Annotated in this window: 16 protein-coding genes and 1 tRNA gene; 10 read left to right on the top strand and 7 right to left on the bottom strand. The window is 59.3% G+C overall.

What is annotated here, in order from left to right:
* Positions 1-500: 500 nt before the first annotated feature.
* The 3 genes from JNN07_24010 to JNN07_24020 all read right to left on the bottom strand — a co-directional run bounded on the left by JNN07_24010 (position 501) and on the right by JNN07_24020 (position 6857).
* Entirely contained in the window at positions 501-1718 is a 1218-nt protein-coding gene (locus tag JNN07_24010; GenBank protein MBL9170819.1) for a glycosyltransferase family 4 protein, read from the bottom strand.
* An 18-nt stretch (positions 1719-1736) separates the two neighbouring features.
* Complete coding sequence (locus JNN07_24015) at positions 1737-3362, bottom strand: hypothetical protein (GenBank protein MBL9170820.1); 1626 nt, start codon at positions 3360-3362, stop codon at positions 1737-1739.
* Positions 3363-3599: 237 nt separating this feature from the next.
* Positions 3600-6857, bottom strand: a complete 3258-nt coding sequence (locus tag JNN07_24020; protein ID MBL9170821.1) for a hypothetical protein — start codon at positions 6855-6857, stop codon at positions 3600-3602.
* Positions 6858-7155: 298 nt separating this feature from the next.
* On the opposite strand from JNN07_24020, the gene JNN07_24025 reads away from it, so the two are divergent.
* Positions 7156-8157: a hypothetical protein gene (locus tag JNN07_24025; GenBank protein ID MBL9170822.1), complete on the top strand. Its 1002-nt coding sequence runs from the start codon at positions 7156-7158 to the stop codon at positions 8155-8157.
* A 6-nt stretch (positions 8158-8163) separates the two neighbouring features.
* On the opposite strand, the gene JNN07_24030 is transcribed toward JNN07_24025, so the two are convergent.
* The 4 genes from JNN07_24030 to rho form a co-directional block, all read right to left on the bottom strand.
* Positions 8164-8436 carry a hypothetical protein gene (locus tag JNN07_24030; GenBank protein ID MBL9170823.1) on the bottom strand — a complete coding sequence of 91 codons (273 nt, stop codon included), beginning with the start codon at positions 8434-8436 and terminating at the stop codon, positions 8164-8166.
* A gap of 256 nt (positions 8437-8692) precedes the next feature.
* Positions 8693-8777, bottom strand: a tRNA-Leu gene (locus tag JNN07_24035).
* 577 nt (positions 8778-9354) lie between these two features.
* Positions 9355-10368, bottom strand: a complete 1014-nt coding sequence (locus JNN07_24040) for a WYL domain-containing protein (GenBank protein ID MBL9170824.1) — start codon at positions 10366-10368, stop codon at positions 9355-9357.
* A gap of 43 nt (positions 10369-10411) precedes the next feature.
* Entirely contained in the window at positions 10412-11542 is a 1131-nt protein-coding gene (gene rho, locus JNN07_24045; GenBank protein MBL9170825.1) for a transcription termination factor Rho, read from the bottom strand.
* Between the two features lie 275 nt (positions 11543-11817).
* Here rho and JNN07_24050 point away from each other — a divergent pair, with 275 nt between their 5' ends.
* The 9 genes from JNN07_24050 (at position 11818) to JNN07_24090 (ending at position 25093) form a co-directional block, all read left to right on the top strand.
* Positions 11818-12252 carry a hypothetical protein gene (locus JNN07_24050; GenBank protein ID MBL9170826.1) on the top strand — a complete coding sequence of 145 codons (435 nt, stop codon included), beginning with the start codon at positions 11818-11820 and terminating at the stop codon, positions 12250-12252.
* A complete protein-coding gene (locus JNN07_24055) occupies positions 12249-13124 on the top strand; it encodes a ferredoxin family protein (protein MBL9170827.1) in 876 nt (291 codons plus the stop codon). The genes JNN07_24050 and JNN07_24055 overlap by 4 nt, the downstream gene beginning before the upstream one ends.
* Positions 13125-13173: 49 nt before the next feature.
* Positions 13174-14412 (top strand): radical SAM protein, encoded by a 1239-nt coding sequence (locus JNN07_24060; protein ID MBL9170828.1) that lies wholly within the window; start codon positions 13174-13176, stop codon positions 14410-14412.
* A gap of 247 nt (positions 14413-14659) precedes the next feature.
* Positions 14660-15841 carry a sulfite reductase subunit alpha gene (locus JNN07_24065; protein MBL9170829.1) on the top strand — a complete coding sequence of 394 codons (1182 nt, stop codon included), beginning with the start codon at positions 14660-14662 and terminating at the stop codon, positions 15839-15841.
* 192 nt (positions 15842-16033) lie between these two features.
* The gene (gene ruvC / locus JNN07_24070; GenBank protein ID MBL9170830.1) at positions 16034-16645 is read left to right on the top strand and encodes a crossover junction endodeoxyribonuclease RuvC; all 612 of its coding nucleotides are present in this window, start codon (positions 16034-16036) and stop codon (positions 16643-16645) included.
* A 53-nt stretch (positions 16646-16698) separates the two neighbouring features.
* On the top strand, positions 16699-17430 hold the full coding sequence (locus tag JNN07_24075; GenBank protein MBL9170831.1) for a sigma-70 family RNA polymerase sigma factor: 732 nt from the start codon (positions 16699-16701) through the stop codon (positions 17428-17430).
* Positions 17431-17509: 79 nt separating this feature from the next.
* Positions 17510-20779, top strand: coding sequence for a protein kinase (locus JNN07_24080; protein ID MBL9170832.1), 3270 nt, complete (start codon positions 17510-17512; stop codon positions 20777-20779).
* Between the two features lie 606 nt (positions 20780-21385).
* Complete coding sequence (locus JNN07_24085) at positions 21386-23311, top strand: hypothetical protein (protein MBL9170833.1); 1926 nt, start codon at positions 21386-21388, stop codon at positions 23309-23311.
* A gap of 48 nt (positions 23312-23359) precedes the next feature.
* Positions 23360-25093 carry a hypothetical protein gene (locus tag JNN07_24090; GenBank protein MBL9170834.1) on the top strand — a complete coding sequence of 578 codons (1734 nt, stop codon included), beginning with the start codon at positions 23360-23362 and terminating at the stop codon, positions 25091-25093.
* Positions 25094-25095 lie beyond the last annotated feature (2 nt).

The raw sequence follows: 25095 nt of genomic DNA on the forward strand, positions 1-25095 counted from the left end.
GTGGGACAGCAGGTGCGACTTTTGAAGCCATTTTCCGAGGCGATGTAGTCAACTTCAAATATTGATCTCACTTCCTTTCCGCGTAAACGGTTCATCCTGAAAGAGCCGACTAACGGCTTTTGTCCTTATGGGATGATACTGTCGTAATCGTAATCGTAATCGTAATCGTAATCGCCCTCCGTCCGGAGTTCGGGGGTAGTGACGAGTGATAAGTGGCGAGTGGCCTACACCCGTTCCCTTCGGTAACTAATCACTCAGAGCGGCCGGTGGCATCGCTGCGCGATGCTCCGTATTTTTTAACGATTCCTGGGGTGCCAGCACCCCAGGCTAATCTCTGCGAACCCTTCGGGTTCAGGGCTGTGGCCGCCTCGTGATGACTTCCTTCAGCTTGTCTTTCCGCATCGTTGGAGGAAAGACGATAGCCCTCTACCGCTGTCCTGCACCCCCGGAGGGCGGCTCGGCCAACCTCATCCACCTCCAATCACCCCTGTGCCAGGGGATTATCGGCGGGTCATTTGTGCCAGCAGTTGGGACAGGTGCTCCTGAACCACGGGGACATGGAAGTGTCGCAGCGCGGCCTCCCGCGCGCCTGCCGCCAACGTGGCACGGAGGTTGGGATCCTGGATCGCTTTGGCCAGCAGATCGGCCACTCGGTCCGCCGGGTCATCAGGGGACACGACCAGCGCGCTGACCCCGTCCTGCACGTAGCGGGCATTGTCCCCAATGTCCGTGGTCATGACAGTCCGGCCGGCTGCCAGGTATTCGGAGAGCTTGGTGGACAGTCCCGACTTGCTCCACACCGAGTTGGTGCGGAGATTCATCAGGATGTTCGCATTGGCCACCTCCTCTTTCACCACGGAGGAGGGGCTGAACCCACGCAGGGTCACGCAGGACTCAAGCTTGAGGTCGCGCACATCGGATTGCAGTTTCTGCACTCGCGGCAGATTGGGATTCGCGCCGACGAAGCGCATTTGAAAAGGGATTCCCCGCTGGCGGAGTATGCCCAGAGCGGCGGTCAGTTTCTCGATGTCTTCATGCTCCCCGAAGCCCCCGGAGTACAGGATGACGGGAGGCGTATTCTTGGGTTCTGGCGGCATCGCCCAGGCTTGGCAATCAATGATTGTGGGAACGATGTGGACTCGTTCCGGATGGCCGGACAGCGCGGCGTACTTCTGCTGAAGGTAGGAAGAGATGACCCAGAGCTGATCCGCCATTCCGGAGCACCAATGGTCGGCCGCCCAGGAGTTCCATCCGAAGATTCGTTGGGACAGGCTGATGTTCTCGGTGACCACCAGCTCCATGCGTTCGTCCTCGTAGCATTGGACAGTCGGTATACCCAGACGTCGTGCCAGGCGAGTGATGGGGAACGTGTCGTAGAAGGCGAGGTGGTTAAAGATCACCAGATCGAGCTGCCCTTGGGAAGCCGCTGCTCGAACGCGTTTCAGGATTGCCCGTACGGCTCGGATTTTTAGTCCGATGGCCTTGAAGCCCCGATCTCGGTCGGTGGTGCCTAGCACGTACTCGTAGCGGGCTCCGCACATCTCGCCGGAGACTTGAGTAGTGCCGGCGGCTTCGAGGCTGTGCTGATTCCAGACGGTGACTTGGTGCCCTAGTCCCGTGAGGGCGCTGATCAGAGTGCGCAGGCGACCGGTGCGGCCCCAACCCTCGGGTAGGTCCGCGACAGTCACGAGGGCGATGTGCAGCTTCGTCCGGTTCAAGGCAAGAGGACGGACGGGTTACGCAGGAGCACCGAAGGCGCCCGGGGAGCGCATCCCTCGACCCGTCTTGCGAGGCGTCGGTCCGGTTTGAGCGACCGCTGCCGCTGGTGCCGGTTGCTGGGCGTGGCAGATGCCGCCGTTCAGGGCAATGCTGAAGCCGATTGCTCCGGTGAACATGAAAAGCCCTCCGGTGAAAGTGCCGTAGACGAAGAAGAAAAAGATGGTCTGGGCGATAAAATACGCCAATAGGAGCGTGTTGACGGTCTTCAATTCCGCCGGGCCGTATCGGTAGTTGCGGTAGAGCCCCATAAACGCCACCACGAGGAACCAAAGGAAGAACGCCACTCCGAACAACCCGAGGGGTAGGATGAGCGACAGTGGCCCGCTATGGAAGTCGCCGGCGATGTAGGAGCCCTCGAAATCGCTGATGTATCCCCGCCGCATGGACTCGCGGATCAGGTTCATGTCGGAGGCCTTGCCACCGTAGCCCTTGCCGATCCAGAGAAACTGCGGGATCTGCTCAATAACGACATTCCACATCCGGACCCGCCAATCGGTGGAGGCCCAGGCATCGAATCGGACGACGGGATTCACATTCACCGGCAGGAAACTGATCGCCCGCTGGACCACCAGCGGCAGCCGTTCGGTGAAAGGCAGGGCGCAGGCAAACAAGATTAAGCCCACCCCCACCAGGACTGCGAACAGCTTGGTTTTATAGAGCCGCTCCAGGATCAGTTGGGTCGTGAAAATGAGGCCCAGGATGATGGGCATGGAACGGAATCCGCCGAACATACTTGTGCCTACCAGGAGAACCAGCAACAGCGGACGGTAGGGCTGGTTGATGCTTAGGCCCTTTACAAACGAGATGGGGGAGAAGTGGAATCTTTCACTGAAGTCGAAGATTCCCTTAATTCCATGTCGAAGCAGCAGGAAGCAGAAGGGGCCGGTGCACGCGAACGCGAGACCCGTCAACCGAGAGAAGGATCGCTCGTCCACGCTGAAGTCGGATTGGATCTGCATCACCGCGGTCTCGACCGGGAAGAGCCAGAACAGCCAGTAGAAAGCGGCGCCGCCGCTGTAGGCGAGATTACTGATGACATTCGTGATACCCGACAGAAAGAACAAGCTGGCAAAGAGCATGGCCTTTCGGGGCGGGATTTTCTGCCACGACAGCGCGAAGAAGCCCGCGATCGCCATGAGCGCTTCCATATACTTCCTGCCCCCGAAGACCCCGCCGCCGATCGAGCCGAAGCCCAGACCGCCTCGCAGCTTGGCCGTCACGAGAATCAGAACTGCCAAAAAAATGAGCGGCGTGGAGATCCAGGGGGTCATCTCGAGCCGTTTGCTCTTGTCCATGATCCGGTCCAGGATCGAAAAGCCGATGCTCGCCGCCGTCAGCACCATCCACATACGCGGCTGACCGGGAAGGAAAAAGGCGTTCAGCACTGAGTTCCAGCAGACAATCAAGAGGGTGTGATGCCAATGGAGTAGGATAGGCACCAGCAAGGCAGCGGTGACAATGCCTACGCCGAGCAAGGACATGTAGTCCAGGGGGGTAGTCAGGAGGTAACCCATCAGGATGGCCATGGGAATACACAGGCCATAGATGATGAGATTGCGTGGGATAATGACGCCGCTACTCATGTGCGATACGCTGGTTCCAAAACAAACTTCTTCATCGAACCCCGGAGGCCGGAATCCCAGCCATTCGGTGGAGGACTCTCAACGCCGGCAACGAGCCGATTCGGTGGTCCAAAGGTTCGACACTCATATACTTCCGATACCTAATCGACCCTTGCAACAACAACTTGAGCCTTTGTGTCCCAGTGCCCCGGGCGGTGGAACCTGGGGTTCTGACATCTGGACGTGGGAAACGCTCAATTAGAACCGTCGGAATTTGCCGTCCCAACCGAGGATTGTGCACTGAACCTCATCCCCCCCGAGCCAATGGAGATGGAGTAGTTGGACGTTGCCTTTCCGCAGTTCTTCCAACGACTCAGGACCGACCTGCGGATCAAGGCCGGGCTCAAACAGGAATTCTTCGCTAAAGTTATGATGTCCAGGGCGGTAAGTCTGGGAGTAGTAGTCCTTGAGCACCAGGGGTTGAGAGGTGAGGCCAACGATCTGGGTTTGCTCAAACCGGACCAGCGGAGCCGTATAGCCAGCCGAGATACCGGTGGGAGGCTTGGGCCAGTAGTAGATGGGCTGCACTTGGAGAATCCGGTCCTTCGCTGCGTTGGTCGCCACAAATACGGGAGCGCGTCGGATCGCATTGGGGAGAAGGGGAGCGACGGGCCTGAGTCGGACAACCTCCTGAGTGGTGGTGGTAAATTTACCCTCGTAATCCATGGTGGGTTTCCCCAGTGCATACGTCACCCAGACATGTGTGGGGAATTCCTGCTGAGTTAAAACGGGAGGATGGGAACCAAAAACCTTCAACGTCAGCTCCGTGGTGAGTTGCCAGCGTCGTTGATCCACCCCGACGCCGGTGGTCCACTTGTCGATCGACAGCGAGTTGTTGGCGTCAAAGGAGTGGGAGCCTGCGGGCCAAACCGATGGAGGGCCGATCAAGGTTTGTTTCGACTGGTTTTCGAGATATTCCACCGAACCGTCCCGGTAAATCGGGGCGCTGGCTCGCTGGGGAACCAGTGAGGTGTTGGTGGTGCTGAGATGCCAGATCGATTTGAGACGATGATTGCTGAAAACATCACCGAATTCCTCCTGGCCTACCTGATAAACGGTCGGCTCGTCGACCAGGTAGGTGTCGTGCGCTCGTGACGAATCGGGGAGGGGAAGCGGCCGCACCTGTTTGACGATGAGAGTGCGGTTGGTGTCCTTCTTGTATTCGAAATCGAGCGAGAAGCTGGTCTTGGCTGGAACCGTCTGGCGATACTGCAGTCCAACTGAGAGGAAGAGATTCAGGAAACCTTGGTAGTCTCCATCCCAGTCCATCACCGTTGCCCCCAAAGGAACTTTCGAGGAAGACTGGCGCAATAGGACCGAAGAAAAGCTGCTAAACCGACTGACGTTGACCACCTCCGGAAGCGAATCACCGTCCGGGTTGGTGACGGGGAACGCGCCGATCTGGCTCACCAGATTTCCGAAGACGTTTGTCGAGAAGGGGCTGAATTCGAAGTGCAGTGAGGCAACCCCATTGGCCATCTCCTCCTCGTCGGGGAAGGAGTGATGCACCAGGACGCCCATCGCGACCTTGGACTCGTCGACGCGATGGCGCAACCGCTCGAGGAAGGCGTTATCATTGTAGAAGCTGGCATAAACCTGCTGAAGCGCGCGGAACACGCCGCGCTCGGTGCTCCACATTCCATCGCATTGGCTGGGGCCCTGGCCATCACCATCCAGATCATCGGACAGGCAGCCGCTGTAGCTGTCGTAGAGTCCGGCCCCGGTGAAGTTTTCGCTGTCCTCGACGTTGGTCGAGCTGCGGAACCGGATCTTCTTTCCGGGATTAAACACGCTGAGCGCTTGGGTGATCGCTGCCTGTTGCTCGGGGGCGAAGCGTGCTTCGTTGCGGATCAGGATGCGGATGGCTGCGAGATTGCTTTTAAGCGAGGGAAGGTTGGGCGGGTATTCAGTGAATTGCTCGAGTCGGCCCTGAATTACCTGGCGCAAGGTCTGCTGGGAGGCTAGCAGCTGGTCCATGAACACCTCCCACAAATCGAAAGAGAATGCGATGGCTGCCGGGCTGTGATTCGGGATCGATTGCCTCAGCAGGCCGTAGTTGGCTGCCTTGCCCCCGAAGAAGCGGATGTCCGCCGGCTTCAAGGCTTCGGTGGAGGCGCTGAACTGACCATAGCGTTCCTTAGGTTTGAAATCGAGTGGTTCGAACGCCTTTAGGGCGAGCAGCTCGGCTCGGTGGTCGGCGCTGAGTTTACCCTCCAACGACAGAACACGCACCTCGCACCGACCTCCTTCGGAGTGTGCTGACAGAAGAACTTCTTGATCGACGAGGCTGCGCACCCGATCCCGTTCGCTGGCTTCCGGCAGGTAGACGAAAGGAATCCCGAAGGAGCTTGCGAGGATGGCGGTGTGGGAGTTGGGCGTGGAGGGTGAGAGGGAAATGATTCCGGCCACCAGGGGTGTCTCCGCCGGCACTCCATCCGTCAGCAGTATATCGGTCGGCCCCAGCCGCCCGTCGGCGTAAGCCGCATCGATTTCTGAAGCGGGAAAGAACTTGAGCATTCCCAGCGCCCAGCCAGAAGCATAGCAGTGGTCCTGTTCTACCCATCGTTCCACCGAGGCAATTTCGAAGCCGCGGCTGACGAAGTGCTGTCGATGCGCTTCCGCGGCGGTCCGTTGCTCGAAAGAGGGAACATAGAAGGCGACGGCTGAAGATTCTGGATGCACGGTTGCTCGCACCAGTTCCAGCCATTCCAAGGCCTGCTCGGGTGGATACGAATCCTGCCCAACCAACTGGATTCCGTATTCCCTGGCGTTCCAATCAGGCGGATATAGGACTGCCCCCAGCACCACCTGCTGACCTTCCCGAAACAACGAGATCCTATCGAAAGCGGCACGATCGAGGCCGCGAAAGGCGTCGACTCGGCGAGTCAGGAAGTCGTAGTGGAAGGGAAAGAGCCTGCTGTGTTGGTAGAGCACTCGAGTCGGATCGTTCAGTAAGATCGCGAATTTGACCCAGCGCATCCTTCCGCCTTCGGTCTCCGCGGAGAGAAAGGCGTCGTCGGGAAAGTGGAGCTGATTCTTCCAGTCGTGGCCGGGAGGGCGAGGGGACCGAGTGATGCGATAGAACCGATGAGGCAAGTGGGCTGAGTTGAGGTCCGGGTAGCGATCGAGCCCGTCATGAGTGAGGGCGACTGAGGTCCAGGCCGATGGAGTTAAGCGCGAGGCAGCTTCCAGGGAGATGAGTGTGTCGGGTTGATAGGGAGTTTGGAATCGGACCCAGCCATGCTCGAAGTCCCAGGACGCCGTCAGGTCGCGTGGAGATTGCGCGTGGCTGGGGAAGACGACGTATAAAAGCAGCAGCAGCAGCAGAACGAGGGTTGATCCTGGGATGTTCCAGCCAATGGGTTGGCTCAGTCGTCGCCCGGTCAGCCCTGCGGCGGTTTGCCCGTCAGTCCTGGTCCTATCAGCGGCCCCATTGAGTTGCACGGAGGAGGTCATGAGTTTGATTACTTGGGGATGCCTTTAGCAACTGTCATGCCGCTCGACGAATCTGGGCAACTTCTGATGTCAGATCTCATTTCGGACTTTTGATCAGGGATGTCCGATCGGCCGAGTTGCAAAGTAACAGCTTCGAGCCTAATGCAGAATGAAATCTAGAACGAGAATTGTCTTGGGGAGCTATTCCCAAACCTTCGTGTCGTCTGGGTGTCCGTCCCCACTTGTGCCTAGAGTCCGCCAGCACGCCGTGCGGACACATTGCTTGAAAAAGCGTCGATCATTGTCCTATTGTACAGACATGTTTTCCCTCTCTTGTGCGAGGCTGCGCCTTTCTGTGCCGTGGCATCGAGTTTGGAGAAGAGTCGTTCGGACCGTGGCGCTAGGTCTGACGAGCTCCATCGCCCTGGCTGAGAAATCACCCCTTGCCCCTGGTTCTCCAGCCGGGCCATCCACACCTGTCCCGACCGCGGCGCTGCCCGGTTCGGGGACGAAGGGCACGGCGGAGAAGGATCCTTTGGCTTATCGGGTTCTTGAATTGCAAGGGGGCACGATCGCCAAGTTCGACAACTGGGTTTACACGCCGATCCAGAGCAGCGGTGGGATCGCGTTCTGCGACGGGTTTCCCCAGGGACGCCAGAACGACTTTGTTCTGCGCGCGGCGGTCGGGACGCCGAGTGCCGCGGACATGGCCAACTTCTTTACACAGGGACCTCTGCTTGCGCAGCAGGTGCTCGCCCAGTTTTTCGGCCCCGTATTTCGTCCGGCAGGCGAGCCGAAGAAGACCCGGTGTGGAGGTGACGAAGCGATGGTTGAGAGCTATGAGGGTTCAGTGAATGGCCGGAAGCTGCTGTGCCAGGTGATGTATGTGAAGCGGAAGGATGTGGCCATTGCTGTGCTGGGCATTGGAACTGATGCCGGGTTCAAGGAGTTCGGACGGTCGATTGAAATCGTCGCCCAGAGCATCACCTTCAAGGAATCTTCCCTCGAAGCCGGCCTCGTGGGCACTTGGACGGCGGAGAATTTTTCATCGGCCGGCGGCGGGGGGGCTGGAGCGAAGATCAACGTGGCTCAATCCCGTTCGATCACGTTTTATCCCAACGGGTCGTTTTCCGACACCGCCCAGAGCGGCTTTAGCGGATCGGATCTGACCGGGTTGGCACAGGGGGGTAACCGTGGAACTGTCGTCAAGCGCGGCACCACGCTGACTTTTCGTTACGACAATGGCAACAACTGGAGCGCCGGCTATGAATTATTCAGCAACGGCTTGAAGCTCGACGGACAAGTCTATGTTAAACAATGATCGCTGTCAGCTGAGACCGGTGAGCAGGAACACGGTGGTCAAATAGGCCCATAGCAGAACGAAAGCAATGTGGGCGGAGGTCTCGAAGAGTTTCCCCTTCCAGACTGCCATGGCGATTTCTGCGATCCCGATCAGTCGTGTTAGAAAAAGCGAATGGTCCTCTCCGAGGATCCGGGCGACGATCCACCGGTGTCGGGGAACCCCATCGAGCACCTTGCAGTACATGCCGTTTACAAGCCACACCCCGGCGAAGAAAACCCTGAAGATCCCTAGCTTCATGCTGGCGCAGATCTAAGCAGGCTTTCGCTGGAAAGGAAACGGATTCTGACCTCCCCCAGAGCGGCAGGTCACCCTTGCGGATGTTCCCCACTTCGCGGCTGGAGGCTTAACCTTCATGTATGATGACCAAGTGATCCTCCCCATCGCACTGGCCTGTGAGTAGGCGGGGAAAGGGGATGAGTCTCATGTAGTGAGTGCCGTAGGGTTGGGGGACCTGTCCGGTGATGAGAAGCGTTCTCATCGGCCTGAGGATTTATGGTGCGCATAGCAGGACTTGAACCTGCACGGGTTACCCCACTACCACCTCAAAGTAGCGCGTCTGCCAATTCCGCCATATGCGCCCGTTGGAGCGGTAAGGAAACCAAGTTGTGGGGCGAACTGCAAGCGGATTTTCCGGTCTTATGCGCGGTAGGCCCCATTCTTTCCCATTCATGAGTTGGATAGGGTGAGGCAAGCATGAACGGCCGGTGGCATCGCTGCGCGATGCTCCGCAACTTTGAACGAGTCCGGGGGTGCCAGCACCCCCGGCTATTCTCTTTGAACCCTGCGGGTTCGGACCCTGCCGCCTAGGTGAGAAACCCCAGTATAGCCCTGCTCGGTATACCAAGACCTGGGAATGGACTAACCAAGGATTTCATGGCTGGCACGGATCCGGGGCCAGGTTAGCAGGGGCTCCCGCATGAGCCGCAAAAACCAAAGGAGACGAAAGAAGCGGACGGATGCAGCGTGGATGAGGGCCTGGGCTCAGAACTTCTTTCGCCATCTTTCGTTTCTTGCGGCTAAAGGAGCGGTTGCTTGGTGAGCTTAGTGCCTACGGAGAGACCATCGGGGCCTGCTGCGCTCGGACGGGGGAATCGTCCAGAGACGGACGACGCTACCGTTGTAGTGTGGGCCGTCTCGGCCCATCGGCCGCTGGGCTCAGTGCGACTGCTGAAGCCGCTCGGCGGCTTGTCGGATCCGGGCCTTCAGTTCCGCCGGCTCCACGACCGTGGCATCGCCGCCCCAGGCGAGAATCCAACGCTCGACTTCATTCAAACTGGAGAGAGTAAGCCGCAGCTCCACGCCCCCGTGCGGCAGCTCTTTCAGGAATTGCGACGGATGCCACTTCTTTTCGCGGATGAAGTCGGCGACTTGGGCGGTGAATCGGACCACGACCAAGTATTCCCCGTCACCCGAGTGGACGCTAAAGCTGTTGCGCAGCCGGTTCTCCAGGGAGAACCGCGCCGGGCGCTCGAACTTCTTTCCGGTGGACTCGAGCGATTGGATTCGCGAAGGCACGAAGGTGCGGAGGTCCTTTCTGAGATGGTCGTAGGCGAAGAGATACCATTCCCCGTTGATATTGGCGAGATGGTAGGGATCGATCAGCCGTTCCTCCGGTGGTTTTCCCCCGGGCTTACGATAGTGGATCTTCAGCTGCTGATGATGCGTGGTGGCCTTCGCCAAGGTGTCGAAGACCTGCAGGTTGAGCAGCGGCTCGGCGCTGGTGCGGAAGGAAATGGTCTGCTCCCACTCGGCGAGGTTCAGTGAGATGGTGTCAGGAAGGCTGGCCGCCATCTTCTTGAAGGCGCTGACCAGCGGCCGTTCGAAGTGCGTTCCCCGATATTGCTGCAGCGCTTTTTCGGCCACCAGCAGCGCGAAAAGTTCACCCTCGGTGATCTGGAGGGTGGGGAAGGAAGCGACGTCCTCGGTGTAATGCCAGCCGTGGCGGATCTCGTCGTAGGCCAGCGGAAGCTGCAGGCGGTCCCGCATGAACTCCAGATCGCGATGGATCGACTTGATGCTGACCTCCAGCTGGTTCGCCAGGGTCGTGGCGGTGGGATAATCACCAGACTGGATCGCCTGGTGAATTTGCATCATCCGCTCCAGCGGAGGGCGGGAGCTGGGAAGCGCCAACGCCTTGGCCTTACGGGGCGCTTTGGCAGTTCGGCGCATGGGCTGCTCTGCTTCGGTCGGTAACCGGCGGACCGGTGGCCGACTAAGATCCGGACAGCTTGGCCAGGAGTTCGTCGTTGGTCTTGTGCTTCTTGAGCGCTGCCAACAGCGTTTCCATGGCTTCCACCGGATTCAGGTCGACCATCATGCGGCGGAGCTTGCGGACCGCTTCGATATTTTTCGGGGAGAACAGTTTTTCTTCCTTCCGGGTGCCGCTCTTGGGGATGTCGATGGCCGGGAACAGGCGACGGTCGGACAGTTTCCGATCCAGAATCAGCTCCATGTTGCCGGTGCCTTTGAACTCTTGGAAGATCAGCTCGTCCATGCGGGATCCAGTGTCGACCAGGGCGGTGGCCAAGATCGTGAGGGATCCGCCGCCTTCGATGTTACGCGCCGCCGCAAACATTTTACGGGGGATTTCCAGGGCTCGAGCATCCACACCACCGGTCATCGTTCGACCGCTGCCGCCATGCACGCTGTTGTAGGCGCGGGCGACACGGGTGATGGAGTCCAGGAGCACGAACACATCTTTGCCGGTCTCCACGATTCGGCGGCAGCGCTCGATCATGAAGCGGGACAGCCGGACGTGTGTTTCCAGTTCTTGGTCGTTCGACGAGGCGACGACCTCAGCTTTGACCGAGCGTTGAAAATCGGTGACTTCCTCAGGGCGTTCATCGATCAGGAGAACGATGCAATGAACTTCGGGATGGTTGGCCGTAACCGCGTTGGCGATCTGCTTGAGAATCGTGGTTTTGCCGGTGCGGGGGGGAGCGACGATGAGGCCGCGGGTTCCCTTTCCGATGGGCGTAACGAGGTCAATAATGCGCGTTTCGAGCACATCAGGCGAAGTCTCGAGATTGAACTTCTCCGTCGGGTCGATCGACGTGAGGTTCTCGAACCGCATGGACTTGGTGTAATCTCCAAAGGCCATGCCATTGACCAACTCCACAGCTTTCAGCTGGGGGCTGTTGCCGCGATGAGGAGGTTGCAGCGTGCCGGCGACCAAGCAGCCTTCGCGCAAGAAATTGCGTTTGATGGTATCCGGAGTGACGAAGATATCCGAAGGTTTGGGAATGAAGTGATTCTCTGCAGAACGCAGAAACCCGAAACCTTTTTCTGATATCTCCAAATAACCGGAGCCGTGTTCTACTGCAGCGCCCGAGGCGTTAGTCATAGCTATGTGATGTGCTGTGTGTGTGTTGAGCGGCACTCGTCAGGGAAAGTCCCGAACCTATGTGAAATCTTCAGAATCAGACGGAGGCTGGAGCCATGAAATGCCCCAGTCGGGCCCTCAACACAGTCAAATAAAGGTTAAAGCGGGTCGGATGGCAAATGATTTTTTTGGGAAATGCTGGAATAGGAGGGTGATAGGTGGTCTCGGATCCACCCGCCGACCTAGTGTATTCCCGATTGCCCCCCGCGACTGTTGAACCTACATTCGCCCTCAGCATGCCTGATCCGGTGAGAATTCTGTATTGCCATTGTGCTTACGCGCAAGTGGTCCCCCGAGAAGTCAAAGAAGCGGTGTTACGCCAGCTCTCGGACTCGACCGTCGCGTTCGAGGCGGTGGCTGATTTGTGTGAGATGTCGGCCCGAAGAGATGTGGCTCTCCAGCGTTTGGCAGGCGATGGGCAGCTCAAGATCGCTGCCTGTTTTCCCCGAGCGGTCAAATGGCTTTTCTCGGCTGCTCAGGCCCCCTTGAACCTGGACAGCTGTCAGGTGCTCAACATGCGAACTCAGCCCGCGGCGGTGGTTTCCGCCGCCCTCCTTTCTCCGACGTTGGAGCCCAATCTGCCCCGCGGCAAAGTCACGCTTAGCGACGCTCCGCAACCGGCGGTCGATGTCGCTTCCACCCCTGCTCCTAACCCTGCTTCCGCCGTATGAGCCTCAAAGAAGACAAGACGCTGCGCGTGGTGCTGTATGAGGGCGAGGGCGCGGCTCCGCTGCCCGCGTCCGATCGATTCTCGTTCTTGGTCAAAGCTCTGGACAAAGGCTTTGCCGTCACCCGCTCGGCGGCGAAGGGGGCGGTCTCGTCCTCCGACCGCAGCTCGTTGCTGGTGCTGGGGGATTTCGGCGGTGCCCCACCCGTTGCCGATGCCGCTTCCGATGGCTCGTCGGTTCGCTTTCGCGACATCTCGGGGCAGGGCAGCGATACGTTATTGGAATGGGTCGAGCAGACCCGGAGTGAAAGCGCCGCGGTTCGACCCGGGGATTGGAAGCCGTGGTTTCCGGTCATCGATTATGACCGCTGCACGAATTGCATGCAGTGCCTGAGTTTCTGCCTGTTTGGGGTCTACGGAGTGGACACCCAGAGCCGGATTCAGGTCCAGAACAACGACAACTGCAAAACCAACTGCCCGGCGTGTTCGCGTGTTTGTCCGGAGGCGGCGATCATGTTCCCCAAGTACAAGACGGGTCCGATCAACGGCGACGTCGTCAGTGACAACGATCTGCAGCGGGAAAAAATGAAAATCGACATCTCCTCCCTGCTGGGCGGGGATGTGTATTCCATGCTTCGTGAGCGGAGTGAACGCGCTCAGTCGCGGTTCAGTAAGGAGCGCGATTCTGGTAAGGCGTTGGCCGAGCGGCAGAAGTGTCTGACCAAGCTGGCTCAGTCGGGCGACATTCCGGCGGAGGTTCTGATGAGCCTGCCGTCTCCCGATGAAATCATGCGGCGGGCGGAGGAAGCCAAGGCGAAGGCGCAGGCGGCCCTTCAACAAGTGAGCGATGCGGCGCACACCCCGTCAACGTCCTAGCTGAGCTCGCCCTGACCGTGTTTACCATGATTCTTGCTCTCCCGATATCATGATCCCGCAACTCGCCTTTCGGACCCTGCGCACCGCCGATCCACGCTGCATCGGGAAGTTTCTCTGGAACTTCGGGTTCAAGGGAATGATCTCCGTCGAACAGTTCAAACGACGGCTCAAGCGCGGCGAGTACTTCCCCCCCTTCCTGTACCTCTCGATCATCAATTCCTGCAACTTGCGCTGCCAGGGCTGCTGGGTGGATGTGGAGGCGGATCGCAACGCGCTGTCGCTTGATGATCTCAACCGCACCATCAACGATGCCAAGAAGCACGGTAATTCCTTCTTCGGAATCCTGGGCGGCGAGCCGTTCATGCATCCCGAGTTGCTGGATCTGCTGGCGGCGCATCCCGACTGTTACTTCCAACTCTTTACCAACGGACAGTTCATCACTGAGAAGGTGGCGGCGCGCCTGCGGGAACTCGGTAACTCGACGCCACTCATCAGTATTGAGGGGCGTGAGATGGTGAGCGATGAGCGTCGCGGCAAGAAGGACGTTTACAGCAAGACCCTGCGCGGGTTGGACTATTGTCTGAGGGCCCGTTTGCTGACGGGGGTGGCGACCAGCGTGTGCCAATCCAACATCGACGAGCTGTTGACGGAGTCCTGGCTGAACGAGTTGATTCGCCGGGGTGTTCATTACGTGTGGTATCACAGCTACCGTCCGGTCGGGCCGAAGATGAACACCGGGTTAGGGTTGCGACCTGACCAGCTCACGCGAGTGAGGCGGTTCATTGTGGAAATGCGCGCTCGCATGCCGATTGCGATGATCGATGCCTATTATGGCCATGATGGACAGGCACTCTGCCCCATGTCCACGGGCATCAGCCATCATGTGAGCCCGCGAGGCGACATCGAACCGTGTCCGATCATTCAGTTTGCCAAAGAGACGGTGCAGGACGAGCGGGGGGTTTTTACGGCGATTCGTGACAGCGCGTTCTTGAAGGATTTCCGGGAGCTATCCGCTCAGCACACCCGTGGCTGCGTGGTGTTGGAGCGTCCCGATTTGGTGAAGTCGCTGGTGGTCAAACATGGGGCGCGGGACACCACGGTTCGGGGGACGGCCATGGCGGAGCTCGAGGCGATGCAACCCCGGGCGAGCCAGTGGCTACCGGGAGAGGAGATTCCGGAGAAGCATTGGCTGTATTGGGTAGCCAAGCGATTTTGGTTTGGGGATTTCGGGGCCTATGCCCGGCTGGAAGGACAGCCCCCGCCTCGTTCGGCGCCACCGAAATCCTGAGGAGGGAGTTGATTGCCCACTGATCACGCGGATCACGCGGACCGATGATGGAGCCCGGCGGCAAAAATATCAGGGGTTTCCTGGTCTGCTTTCCCTCCGTGTGATTCGTGTGATCCGCGGGCAATACTTGGTAACTTGGAACGTTCGGCGTCTCTTGCGGGATGTCACCGTGAGCCCTAGAAGCTCTTAAGTTTTATTTGCTCCCTGCGCTTGCGTCGCATTACTGTCACGGCAGATTAGCCCCGTCATGAGCACGTCCGAACAAGCCGCCGGTGTCGTTGCGCAGTATGGTCGGAAGAATCCCTTTCCGGCTCGTATTACTCATCGTCGTTCTCTCACCAAACCCGGCTCTGGCAAGGACACGCGTCACTTGGAACTGAGTTTGGCTGGCAGCGGGTTACACTACACGGTAGGTGACTCTTTGGGGGTATTTGCCCGGAACCCGCCTTCGCTGGTCGCGGAGCTGCTGGCTGTCCTCGGACTGGATCCCCAGGAACAGGTGACTTTGGCCCAGGGTCAGTCGGTTTCCTTGCTCACAGCGCTCTCGTCGCATCTCACGCTTAACCGGGCCAGTCGAAAGATACTGCACGGGGTGTTCGATCGATTGCCTGTCGGCACGGCAGCGCGTGAGCGTTTGGAAGCGTTGATGGCCGATGATGCCCAAGTGGCCGAGTACTTGTTCAGTCGCGATTATGTGGATGTCCTGCGTGACTATCCCGAGGCGCGCTTTGAATCGGCGGGCGCCTTCGTCAAGATGTTGAGCCCCATCCAGCCGCGGCTCTATTCGATTGCGTCGTCGATGGCCGCCCATCCGAACGAGGTGCATCTGTGTGTAGCGGTCGTGCGCTATGAAACGCATGGACGGAAAAAGATGGGGCTCGCCTCGGGTTTTCTGGCCGACCTAGCCCGGGAAGGGGAAGCGGATGTTCCGGTGTTCGTTCAGGAATCGCCTAAATTCTTCCTGCCGTCGGACCCAACCCGCGACGTGATCATGGTGGGGCCGGGCACGGGCATCGCTCCCTTTCGAGCCTTTCTCGAGCAGCGCGAGGTGGACCGAGCCACGGGGCGCAACTGGCTCTTCTTTGGGGAGCAGCACGCGGCCACGGATTTTCTTTACGAAGAAGATCTCTATCGGTTTCAGAAGCGAGGAGTCCTGCATCGGCTCGATCTGGCGTTTTCCCGGGATCAGGCGGAGAAGATCTATGTGCAAACGCGCATGCTCCAGCATGCGGCTGAGCTGTGGCAGTGGATCTCCAACGGCGCTTATTTTTACGTTTGTGGCGACGCTCGACGCATGGCGAAGGACGTGCATCAGACGCTTATTCAGATTGTTCGCGAACAGGGGGGGATGGCTCCGGAGGCCGCCGTGGCTTTCGTTGAGCAAACCCTCATGAAGACCGAGCGTCGATACCTGCGGGATGTTTATTGATGATAGGTGGTAGGTGGTAGGTGGTAGGTGGTAGGTGGTAGGTGGTAGGTGGTAGGTGGTAGGTGGTCGTAATCGTAATCGATTCGTCGTCTTCTTCGGGTGGCACTCATCACTCGTCACTCGTCACTCGACTACGTTCGCGGGCATGCGTGTCGGCTTGCATCGGGCGGCGGCGATTGACACCCTCCGTTCGTGGGTATTTCCGCCAAACAGTTCGCCGATCTCCAGAAGCGGGTGAGCAAGCCGGCTAAGCGCAGCGCTACGCCGGAGGTCGACACCCTGTCGCCCGCGGCTCCCAAACGTCACGAGATCTTGCTGGGCATCGACCCGTCGCTTCGTGGGACTGGATACGGCGTCATTCGCATGGCCAAGCCCCATCCGATTGCTCTGGCGCATGGCACCATCCGGTGTCCTACCACGTGGGAACATTCGCGTTGTCTCTTGCTGATCACCCAGACGATTCGTGACGTGATCCGAGAGCATCGGCCGGTGATCTGTGCGGTGGAGGGGCTGTTTTTCGCTCAGAATCTGCAAACGGCTTTGATCATGGGAGAAGCGCGAGGAGCAGCGCTGGTTGCGGCGGCTGAGGCGGGCCTGGAAGTCTATGAACATGCTCCGAGGCGCGTGAAGCAGGCGATTGTCGGGTATGGGGCCGCACAAAAGTTGGCCGTCGCCAAAATGGTTCAGCGGCTGCTGCACCTGGAGGAACTTCCGGACTCCGACGCCGCCGACGCTTTAGCGGTCGCCCTCACGCATGCCCAGGAGACATCACGCTATTCTTTAACGCCAGCTAAGCGAGTTTAGACCAAAACAAGGCTTTCGTTTTCCATCTGTTTTGGGATGCTATCCGAGTGCCTTTGGATGAGAAATCACCCGAAGCCCCCGGCTCTCCCGCGGGGCGGTTTGTAACGACGCTCTGGTCAGTGGTCGCGGATGCTCGCGACAGCCAATCTCCTGAGTCGACCTCGGCGATGGAGCGTTTGTGCCAGACCTACTGGTATCCGCTTTATGTGTTCGTTCGCCGCAAAGGTTATGGCCATGAGGATGCCAGCGATCTGACACAGGCCTTTTTTGCCCGATTTTTGGAGAAGCGATACCTGGCAAGTGTGGACGGAAACCGCGGGAAGTTCCGCACGTTTTTGCTGGCATCGATGACGCACTTCCTTGCCAACGAGTGGGATAAGAGTCGCGCGCAGCGCCGGGGTGGCGGGGCGGTTGTCATTTCCCTCGATGAGGCAACCGCCGAGCAACGATACCAGCACGAATCTTCCGGCCAGACGACACCGGAGACGATTTTTGAACGCCGATGGGCTCAGACAGTGATGGGAGTGGTGCTTGACCGTCTGGCCGTTGAGATGGAGGAGAGGCGGTTCGAGATTCTGAAGGGCTTCCTGCTGGAGGCGCGGGGAGCTGTTTCCTATGAGACAGCCGCGGGTCTGCTGGGAGTTTCGGTGGCGGGAGTTACCTCAGCCATCCATCGGATGCGAGCGCGGTTCCGCGCGCTCATGTTCGAGGAGGTGGCCAACACCGTGGCGACGCCGGGAGAGGTGGAACAGGAACTTCGCCACCTTTTGGCAAGCCTGGAGTGATGAACGGAACTCCGCGGCTCTAATTTTTCGGAAGGTTTCCGCGGGTTTGCTTCTTACCTAGGATGAAATTCTGTCATTGATGTCCGATTCCGCTTTCAATTCCGTGTGTCCCAAGTGTGGGAGCGCGCTGCAACCAGACGCTCCACGCGGCTTGTGTGCCAGGTGCCTATTTGGGGCCGTGCTGGATGGCGGTCCGCTCGACGAGTCCCCGCGATCGACGGTCGGGAAGGCGACTCTGCCTAGGGCCTTTGGCGCTTATGAGTTGTTGGAAGAGGTGGCTCGAGGCGGGATGGGAATCGTTTTTCGGGCGCGCCAGACACAGATCAGCCGGGTGGTGGCGCTGAAGGTGATGGCGGCCGGCCAGTTTGCCGCTCCGGATTTCGTGAAGCGCTTTCGCATGGAAGCCGAGGCGGTCGCTAGCCTGGATCATCCGAACATTGTGCCCATTTACGAGGTTGGCGAGTGCGAGAATCAGCCCTTCTTCAGCATGAGGCTGGTTGAGGGGGGATCTCTTGCCCAGCGCATTTCCAGTTCCCGAGCCCCGATGTCCGATCGCCAGGTGGCTGAGCTCATCACGAAACTGGCGCGGGCCGTGCATTATGCCCACCAGCGCGGCCTTCTGCATCGGGACATCAAGCCGGGAAACGTGCTGCTGGATGCCGAGGGTCAACCTCACCTCACCGACTTCGGGCTGGCCAAGCTGGTGGAGAAGGAAAGCACGCTGACCCGTACGGTGGCCATGCTGGGCACGCCCAGCTATATGTCGCCGGAGCAGGCACGCGGCGAGGCGAAGCAGTTGACGACGGCGGTGGATGTTTATGGTTTGGGAGCAATTCTCTACGAGCTGCTCACGGGCCAGCCACCCTTCGCCGGTGGCACGACCATGGAAACCGTGCGTCAGGTGCTGGAGAGGGAGCCGCGTCGTCCGTCCGGATTAAGGCCGGGGGTGGATAGGGATTTGGAAACCATCTGCCTCAAGTGCCTCCAGAAGGATCCTGCGCGGCGGTTCGAGTCGGCGGAGGCGCTGGCGGTCGAGCTCGAACGTTGGCAGCGGCACGAGCCCATCCTCTCTCGCCCGGTCACGGGTTTGGAGCGAGCTGCCAAATGGGTGCGCCGTCGCCCGCTGCCCGCAGCTCTTTGCGCGGTCACCTTGCTGGCGGTCGCTGCGAGCGTGGGTACACTGCTCCGCGCCAACCGCCACATCCGGGCGGCTCAATCAGCCACACTCGATCAGCGAGATCTGGCCCAGCAGCATCTCTATGACTCGCTTCTTCGGGAAGCGAACTCCATTCGAACCATCCGGCCGTTAGGGTTTCGCCGGCAACTCATCGAACGGATCCAGCAAGCCCGGTCCATCCCGACCGCTAAGAAGGACTATGATGTGCTACGTGCGGAGCTCGGGCAGTGCCTGGGGGATGCTCTCAGCTTTGATCCCGTCCGGTTGATCGATCCGCCTTCCTCCTTTCTAGATGTTGTGTTGAACAGCGACGGAACGTTGGTCGCATTCGGCACTGAGAAGGGTCAACTGGCGTTGCACGAGACCACCCATGGCAAGGCGGTCGGCCGCTTTGAGGTCAAAACGCCGCTGGTACAGTTGGCATTCTCGCCGGACGGCCGAAGCCTCTTCGGACTCGCTCGTGAGGTCGCACAGCAGCACTCCGAAACAGCGCCTCGAATTCGCCTGATCGAATGGCAGCGGACTGGTAACGGATCCTGGCTGCAGGGCTCGGAACGCTCCGTTCCGGAACTCCGCCTGCTCGTGTTGACGACGCGGGGCGTGATCGCGGCTCTGGAGAGCTGCTCCGAACGGGAAATGCGATTGGTTGATGCGGCGACGGATCGAATGCTTGGCTCTGTTCCCCTGGCCCCCGGTCAGCTGTTTCCTCAGGTTTTGGATGTGAGCTCTGACATGCGCTTTGCCGCGTTCGATGTCGATGGCGGCACGAACCAGCCGAGCGGGCTTATTCAAATCTGGGATCTGAACGCTCGGGCCCCGATCCTCCGGTTCTCCAATGAAGCGGGGCTGGTTCGGCATCTTGCTTTCAGTCCGGATTCGCAATTTCTGGCCTCGACGGCTGAGAGTGGTGTGGTCGTGCTCATGACCTCCCATTTTAGGCCGGTTAATACTTATATCGAATTTATGTCTTCGCGGGCAATCTGGTGTGGGCATGGCGACCGGATCGCTGTTCCCCTCTCCCAGCAGAACGGCGTTCGGCTTTGTTCTGTCAGCTCCGGAGCTGAGGCGACCCGGCTTGCCACGCCGCATCAGGTGACGGAGGTGCGAGGTTCTTTGGATGGTTCGGTTTTGCTCATGGTTCCCCACAAAGGACCCGCCCTCGTAACCCGTTTGGTGGGCACACGCGAGAGAGTGAACCTCATTGGTCATCTTGGTGGAGTGACGGGCGTGGAATATAACCCGGATGGAAGCAGAGTCGCCTCCACCGGCAAGGACGGCATGGTCCGCATCTGGGATCCCCTGAGCGGCCGTTTACTGCACTCTTGGCCGATTACGCCTTCAGCTCAGGGGCAAACCGTCGCCTTCAGTCCGGACGGCCATTGGCTCGCCTTGGGCAACTATCAGAATGATCAGGTATTAGTGTTTTCGCTCAGGGATGGCCGACGAATTCTGACACTGGGTGAAGGGAGGTCGGGCTCCATAGGGACTTGGTCGTGTGGCTTTAGTCCGGATGGAAAAACCCTGGTGGCGACCGGAGATGGGGTGCGGGGTTGGGAAGTATTTTCGCGAACTGTCGGTGCTAGCGCCGATCAAACATTGGAGGCGCGCGTCCTTTTCCATGACCCGGGCGCTGCCCGCAACCTTCACTTTCATCCCTCTGGCAAGTGGATCGGATTCCAAGGTCACGTGAATGTGGACGGACATCGGCTGATGGGTTCATTCGTTCGCGGACTTGAACCAGGGGATGAGCCGAAACTGATCCACTCTCACCGCTTTGCCGTCCAAACTCTCGGGATCAGCGGCGATGGCAGTGCGCTGGTACACAGGGATGACGATCAGGCGTTGGTTTTCTCCGTCCTCGGAGCCCCCAAGCCTTCCCGCAGCGTGACCACCATCACGTCTGGCGAATCCGTCTCCACCTATGTGGGGAACTTCCGCATCAGCCCGGATGGCTCCAAGGTGGCGGTGGCAAATCACAACGGAAGAGGCGTCAATATCCACGACCTGACCACGGGCGTACGGCTCTATTCCCTACCGGATGAGGCGAATTCTGTCTGGTGGCTGGCCTGGCATCCGGACGGCCGTCACCTGGCCGTGGCTCGCAGCGATGGCGACATCTCACTATGGAACCTCTCGGAAGTGGAGGCGATCCTCGCGCAAGTCGGGCTCTAGCCCGCATATTTCATGGGTGGGCTAGATTTATTCATGGCCGTAACCTTCGACGGCCAGCGTACCCTGATCAACGCGCAGCGCACCTGAGGCGCTGTGTGCGGGAAGATAGACAACTCTTGATACGCAAAGGGTTCTGAAATGTGTTTCTGGACAGCCTGCAGGCTGCTCGACTAGTTTTGCCATACAGCAGTTTTTCACCTTGGAGTGAGGGGGCCCGAACCCGCAGGGTTCAAAGAAATATAGCGGGGGGTGCTCGCACCCCCGGAACTGTCAGCAGTACGGAGCATCGCGCAGCGATGCCACCGGCTTGTGAGACTTGCGTCACCGCTATTCAAGGAACCTAATCCGTTCGTCAGTCCGTTCGCCGACTGGTGGCACGCCCTTCAGGGTGCTGCGCAGCAGGGGGCCGACACACCGGGGGTGTCGCTGCGCTCCACGCCCCTTCTAATCTCTCTGAACCCTGCGGGTCTCTACGTCGGAGTCAGGAATTCACGCGAAGAAGTGAGGTTCTCCTTAAACTTTCGTAGAGATAGAATCTCTTCCAATAATTCTTTGGGATTCCGCGAAAGGATTTAGATTTTTCTCTTCATAGCTGAGTGAACTCTTATGCATCACTCCGGCTTCAGAACACTGGCGAGCGGATTAAACCCTATTCGGGTGCTTCCTCGGTTCGCTCTCTTGCTCTTCATAGGATGGTGCCACGAAGGCCGCGCTCAATGGGTCACGCAGACCAATACGCTCAAGCCGGGGTGGAATTCGGTGTTTCTCCATGTGGATGCGTCCCACGCGACGCTGGATCAGCTCGTTGGAGGCGATCTCACCAATCCTATCCAGGAAGTCTGGTATTGGCAGCCCGCGCTCCCTACCGGGCAGTTCATTGAGTCGCCGCAGGTTCCTAGCGGGGTGGGCAGTCAGTGGTCGACCTGGACGCGGCTTGCTGGACCAGCCTCGGTGCTGCAGCGCCTCACGGGCAACGGTGCCTATCTGGTCAAGGTGGCCGGCAGTGCGGCCTCCTATCCGTGGCTGGTCAAGGGCAAGCCGGTGACGCCCACGTATCGCTGGACCTTGACTGGACTCAACTTCCTAGGCTTCCCCACACCTGCGGGTCAATCGCCCTCAATTGAGTCTCTCTTTGCGCGAGCTCCGCAACTCCGACAGAGCGGCGAGATCTATGGCTACCGTGGCGGCGATCTTGGTCCGACAAATCCGTCTCTCATCACTGATTTGAGAAGAACCTTGGCGAACCGCGATCAGGCCTACTGGGTGCGAGCAGGCGAGACTTACAACCAATACTTCGGGCCGATTCAAATTCTTCAGACCAGTCCATCCGGTATTCAGTTCGGTGGTTCACGTGGGCAGGCTCAGCTGCGGCTGCGCAACCTGGCCAATGTTCCGATCACGATCACGTTGCGCATGGTGGGGTCCGAGGCGTCGCCCGCTGGTCAGCCGACGGTCGCAGGAGTTCCGCCGCTTCTGTTGCGCGGAAGTGTCAACACAACGAATCTCACCTTCGGCTACACGGAGCTAGGTGCCAGCGCGCCAACCTGGAATCTCGCGGCCGCCGGGCAGGTTGGTTCTGAGGTGGAGTTGGTCCTCGGGTTGAACCGTTCGCAGATGGTCGGCGCGCCTGGGGCATTGTTTGCTGGCGTTTTGCGCTTCACTGACTCGCTTGGTCTCTCGCAGATCGATATGGCCGTGTCGGCGGAGAAGGAGTCCACAGCCGGCCTCTGGGTCGGAGGCGCGGAGGTGAACTACGTTAGCCACTACCTTAAGCCCTACGCCAAGGCCACGAACGCTGCCGACTTCGTGTCGCTATTGAATCGCCTGCAACTCGCTGAAGGCGCGAATGGTTACCATTATGAACGCGATCCCAACACGGGTCGTGTCCTCGTCTTTGGCGGTCCTGAGCGAAAGACCGGCTCCTATCTTCTCGACGGGCCGATCAAAATCGACTCGGGCACGGTCGCTCGTCCGTTCCCGATGCGCCTGATCGTTCACAGCGACGGCACGGCGGTGAAGCTTTTGCAGAAGGTCTATCACGGCGTTGGCGTCAGCTCAAACGTCGTGCTGACGACGCAGGAGAATCTGTTGCTGCCCGCCCAGATCGGGGAAGCTCGGCGCATCAGCTCGGTGCAGTTTCCGACCTCGGTGGGCAACATTCCTTGGAGCTTCACCGGCAGTATGCAACAAGGTGGTAGCCTTACGGCCGACGTGCCCTTGTCCCACGAGGATCAATCCTCGAACCCGTTTCTTCATACCTATCATCCGGACCACGACAATCTGGACGCCCAATTCAAGCCTACCTTGGGGCGCGGCGTGGAGTCCTACGGCGTCACGCGGCGGATTACCCTGACCTTTACGGCCCCGGAGAACCACTTCAATAGCCTGACGCAAGGCAGCCAGGATTTGGCTGGGAACTACGCCGAAGTGATCACCTTTGAGGCGCGCGGTAGCCAGACGCGCCAGTACAACGTGCTCGGCACCTTCGCCCTGAAACGCATCAGTGACATCACGAGCTTGACCTCCAATTGAACGAATCGCGCTGCGACCTTGATCTTTCTGAACCGCACTCTAACGACCATGAATACACAACAGACCTGTCTCAATGCCGTCCGCAGCCTAGGCCGCTTTTCGATCGCTTTAGCGCTGGGGATCGTCCTGGTTGTCGCCTTGCCCGCCACCCACGCGGCGCCGCCTGAGCTGATGACCTATCAGGGGTTTCTCGTGGACGGGAACGGCAACGCCCTGGCACCCAGTACGCCTGCCAACTATCCCGTCGTCTTCCGTATCTTCACCGCGTCCATTGGCGGCACGCGGCTCTGGTCGGAGCAGCAGATCGTGACCGTAGACAAGGGTAACTTTAGCGTGATTCTGGGGGAAGGCACTCCGGTCGGTGGCGAGCTGCGGCCGTTGCTCTCCTCGGTGCTGGCCGGGCCCAACAATGCGGAACGTTACATGAGCCTTTCGGTTACGATCGGCGGCACTACCACCGAGATGCTCCCCCGCCTTAGGCTTCTCCCCGCGCCCTATGCGTTCACCGCTACGAGCGCCAACAATCTTGTCAATCCCGCCGGGATCCCGGCCGTCAGCTACGCGAACAGTCAGGTGGAGGTGAGCGGGAACCTCAGTGTCTCAGGCGTGATCTCCGGGGATGGCTCCGGATTGACCGGACTCACGTTGGCCCAGCTTCCCGCGTTGAACGCCTCCTCGATTAGCGTCGGTACCCTGGCGGACACGCGGCTCTCTGCGAACGTGGCTTTGCGGTTAGGCGGTAACACCTTCACGGGCAATCAGACCATCGCCGGCAACCTTGGCCTCGGCACGCTGGGCACGACCTTTCCCCTCACCATTGGCAACAACACCTTGGGGGATAAAATCAGCCTCTTCGGCCAATCGGGAAATAGTTACGGCTTTGGCATTCAGGGCGGCCTCCTGCAGATTCACTCCGAATCTGTCAGCAGCGACATCGGCTTCGGATACGGCAGCAGCGCCGCGATGACGGAGACGATGCGGATCAAGGGCAATGGCAACGTGGGGATCGGCACCAGCACTCCTTCGGGGAAACTGACCGTCAACGGTGGTGTGAGAGCCCGCGGCGGGGCGCCCGGCGGCGGCGGAGCCAATGACAACGGCTTCGCCTTCACCGCGAATGGCGGCGACAACGACAGCGGAATGTTCAGTTCAGCCGACGGGCAACTGGAGTTCTATGGAAATAGTGCAGAACGGCTGCGCATCACACCTTCTGGCAACGTGGGAATCAATACCGCCACGCCGACGGCGACGTTGGAGGTGAATGGATCCATCAAGGCTGCCAGCGTGACTGTGAACGGTCTCACGGTGAATGGCCCCGTCAATGCCGCGACCTTCAATGGAGAAAAGGCCCCTGCGGTCTTTACTGTTGGGGGCAACGTGAATGTCTGGCGGGATGTTTTGGTGGATGGTACGGCCTTACTCGGGGATGCCGATGGAGGGCGGATCAAGATCCTGTTGCGGAATCACAACAGCAAGGAGGTGAGAACCCTCAGCTACGAATTCTACTGCGAAAATGACACGGACAACTTTGGCCAGCCTTTGCGATACGGATGGACAGTAGGTTCCTACGGCCAGCAGCGGGGCTTTCGGCTGGGTAGCGGCAACAACGACTGGCGGGCGGATATCGCATCGGACTGGGATTGGTATTGGCTCCGCAACTACCGCAGTGGACAAGCAATCGGAGCTGTCGATGGACCAGCCTTTGGCCCTGGGGATCGCTACAAGTTCTACATGCTTGTTCCGCCGAGCATCTCCGCGACGGTGATCCTTTACGACCGTTAGTC

The sequence above is a fragment of the Verrucomicrobiales bacterium genome, assembly GCA_016793885.1.
GTDB lineage: Bacteria > Verrucomicrobiota > Verrucomicrobiia > Limisphaerales > UBA11320 > UBA11320.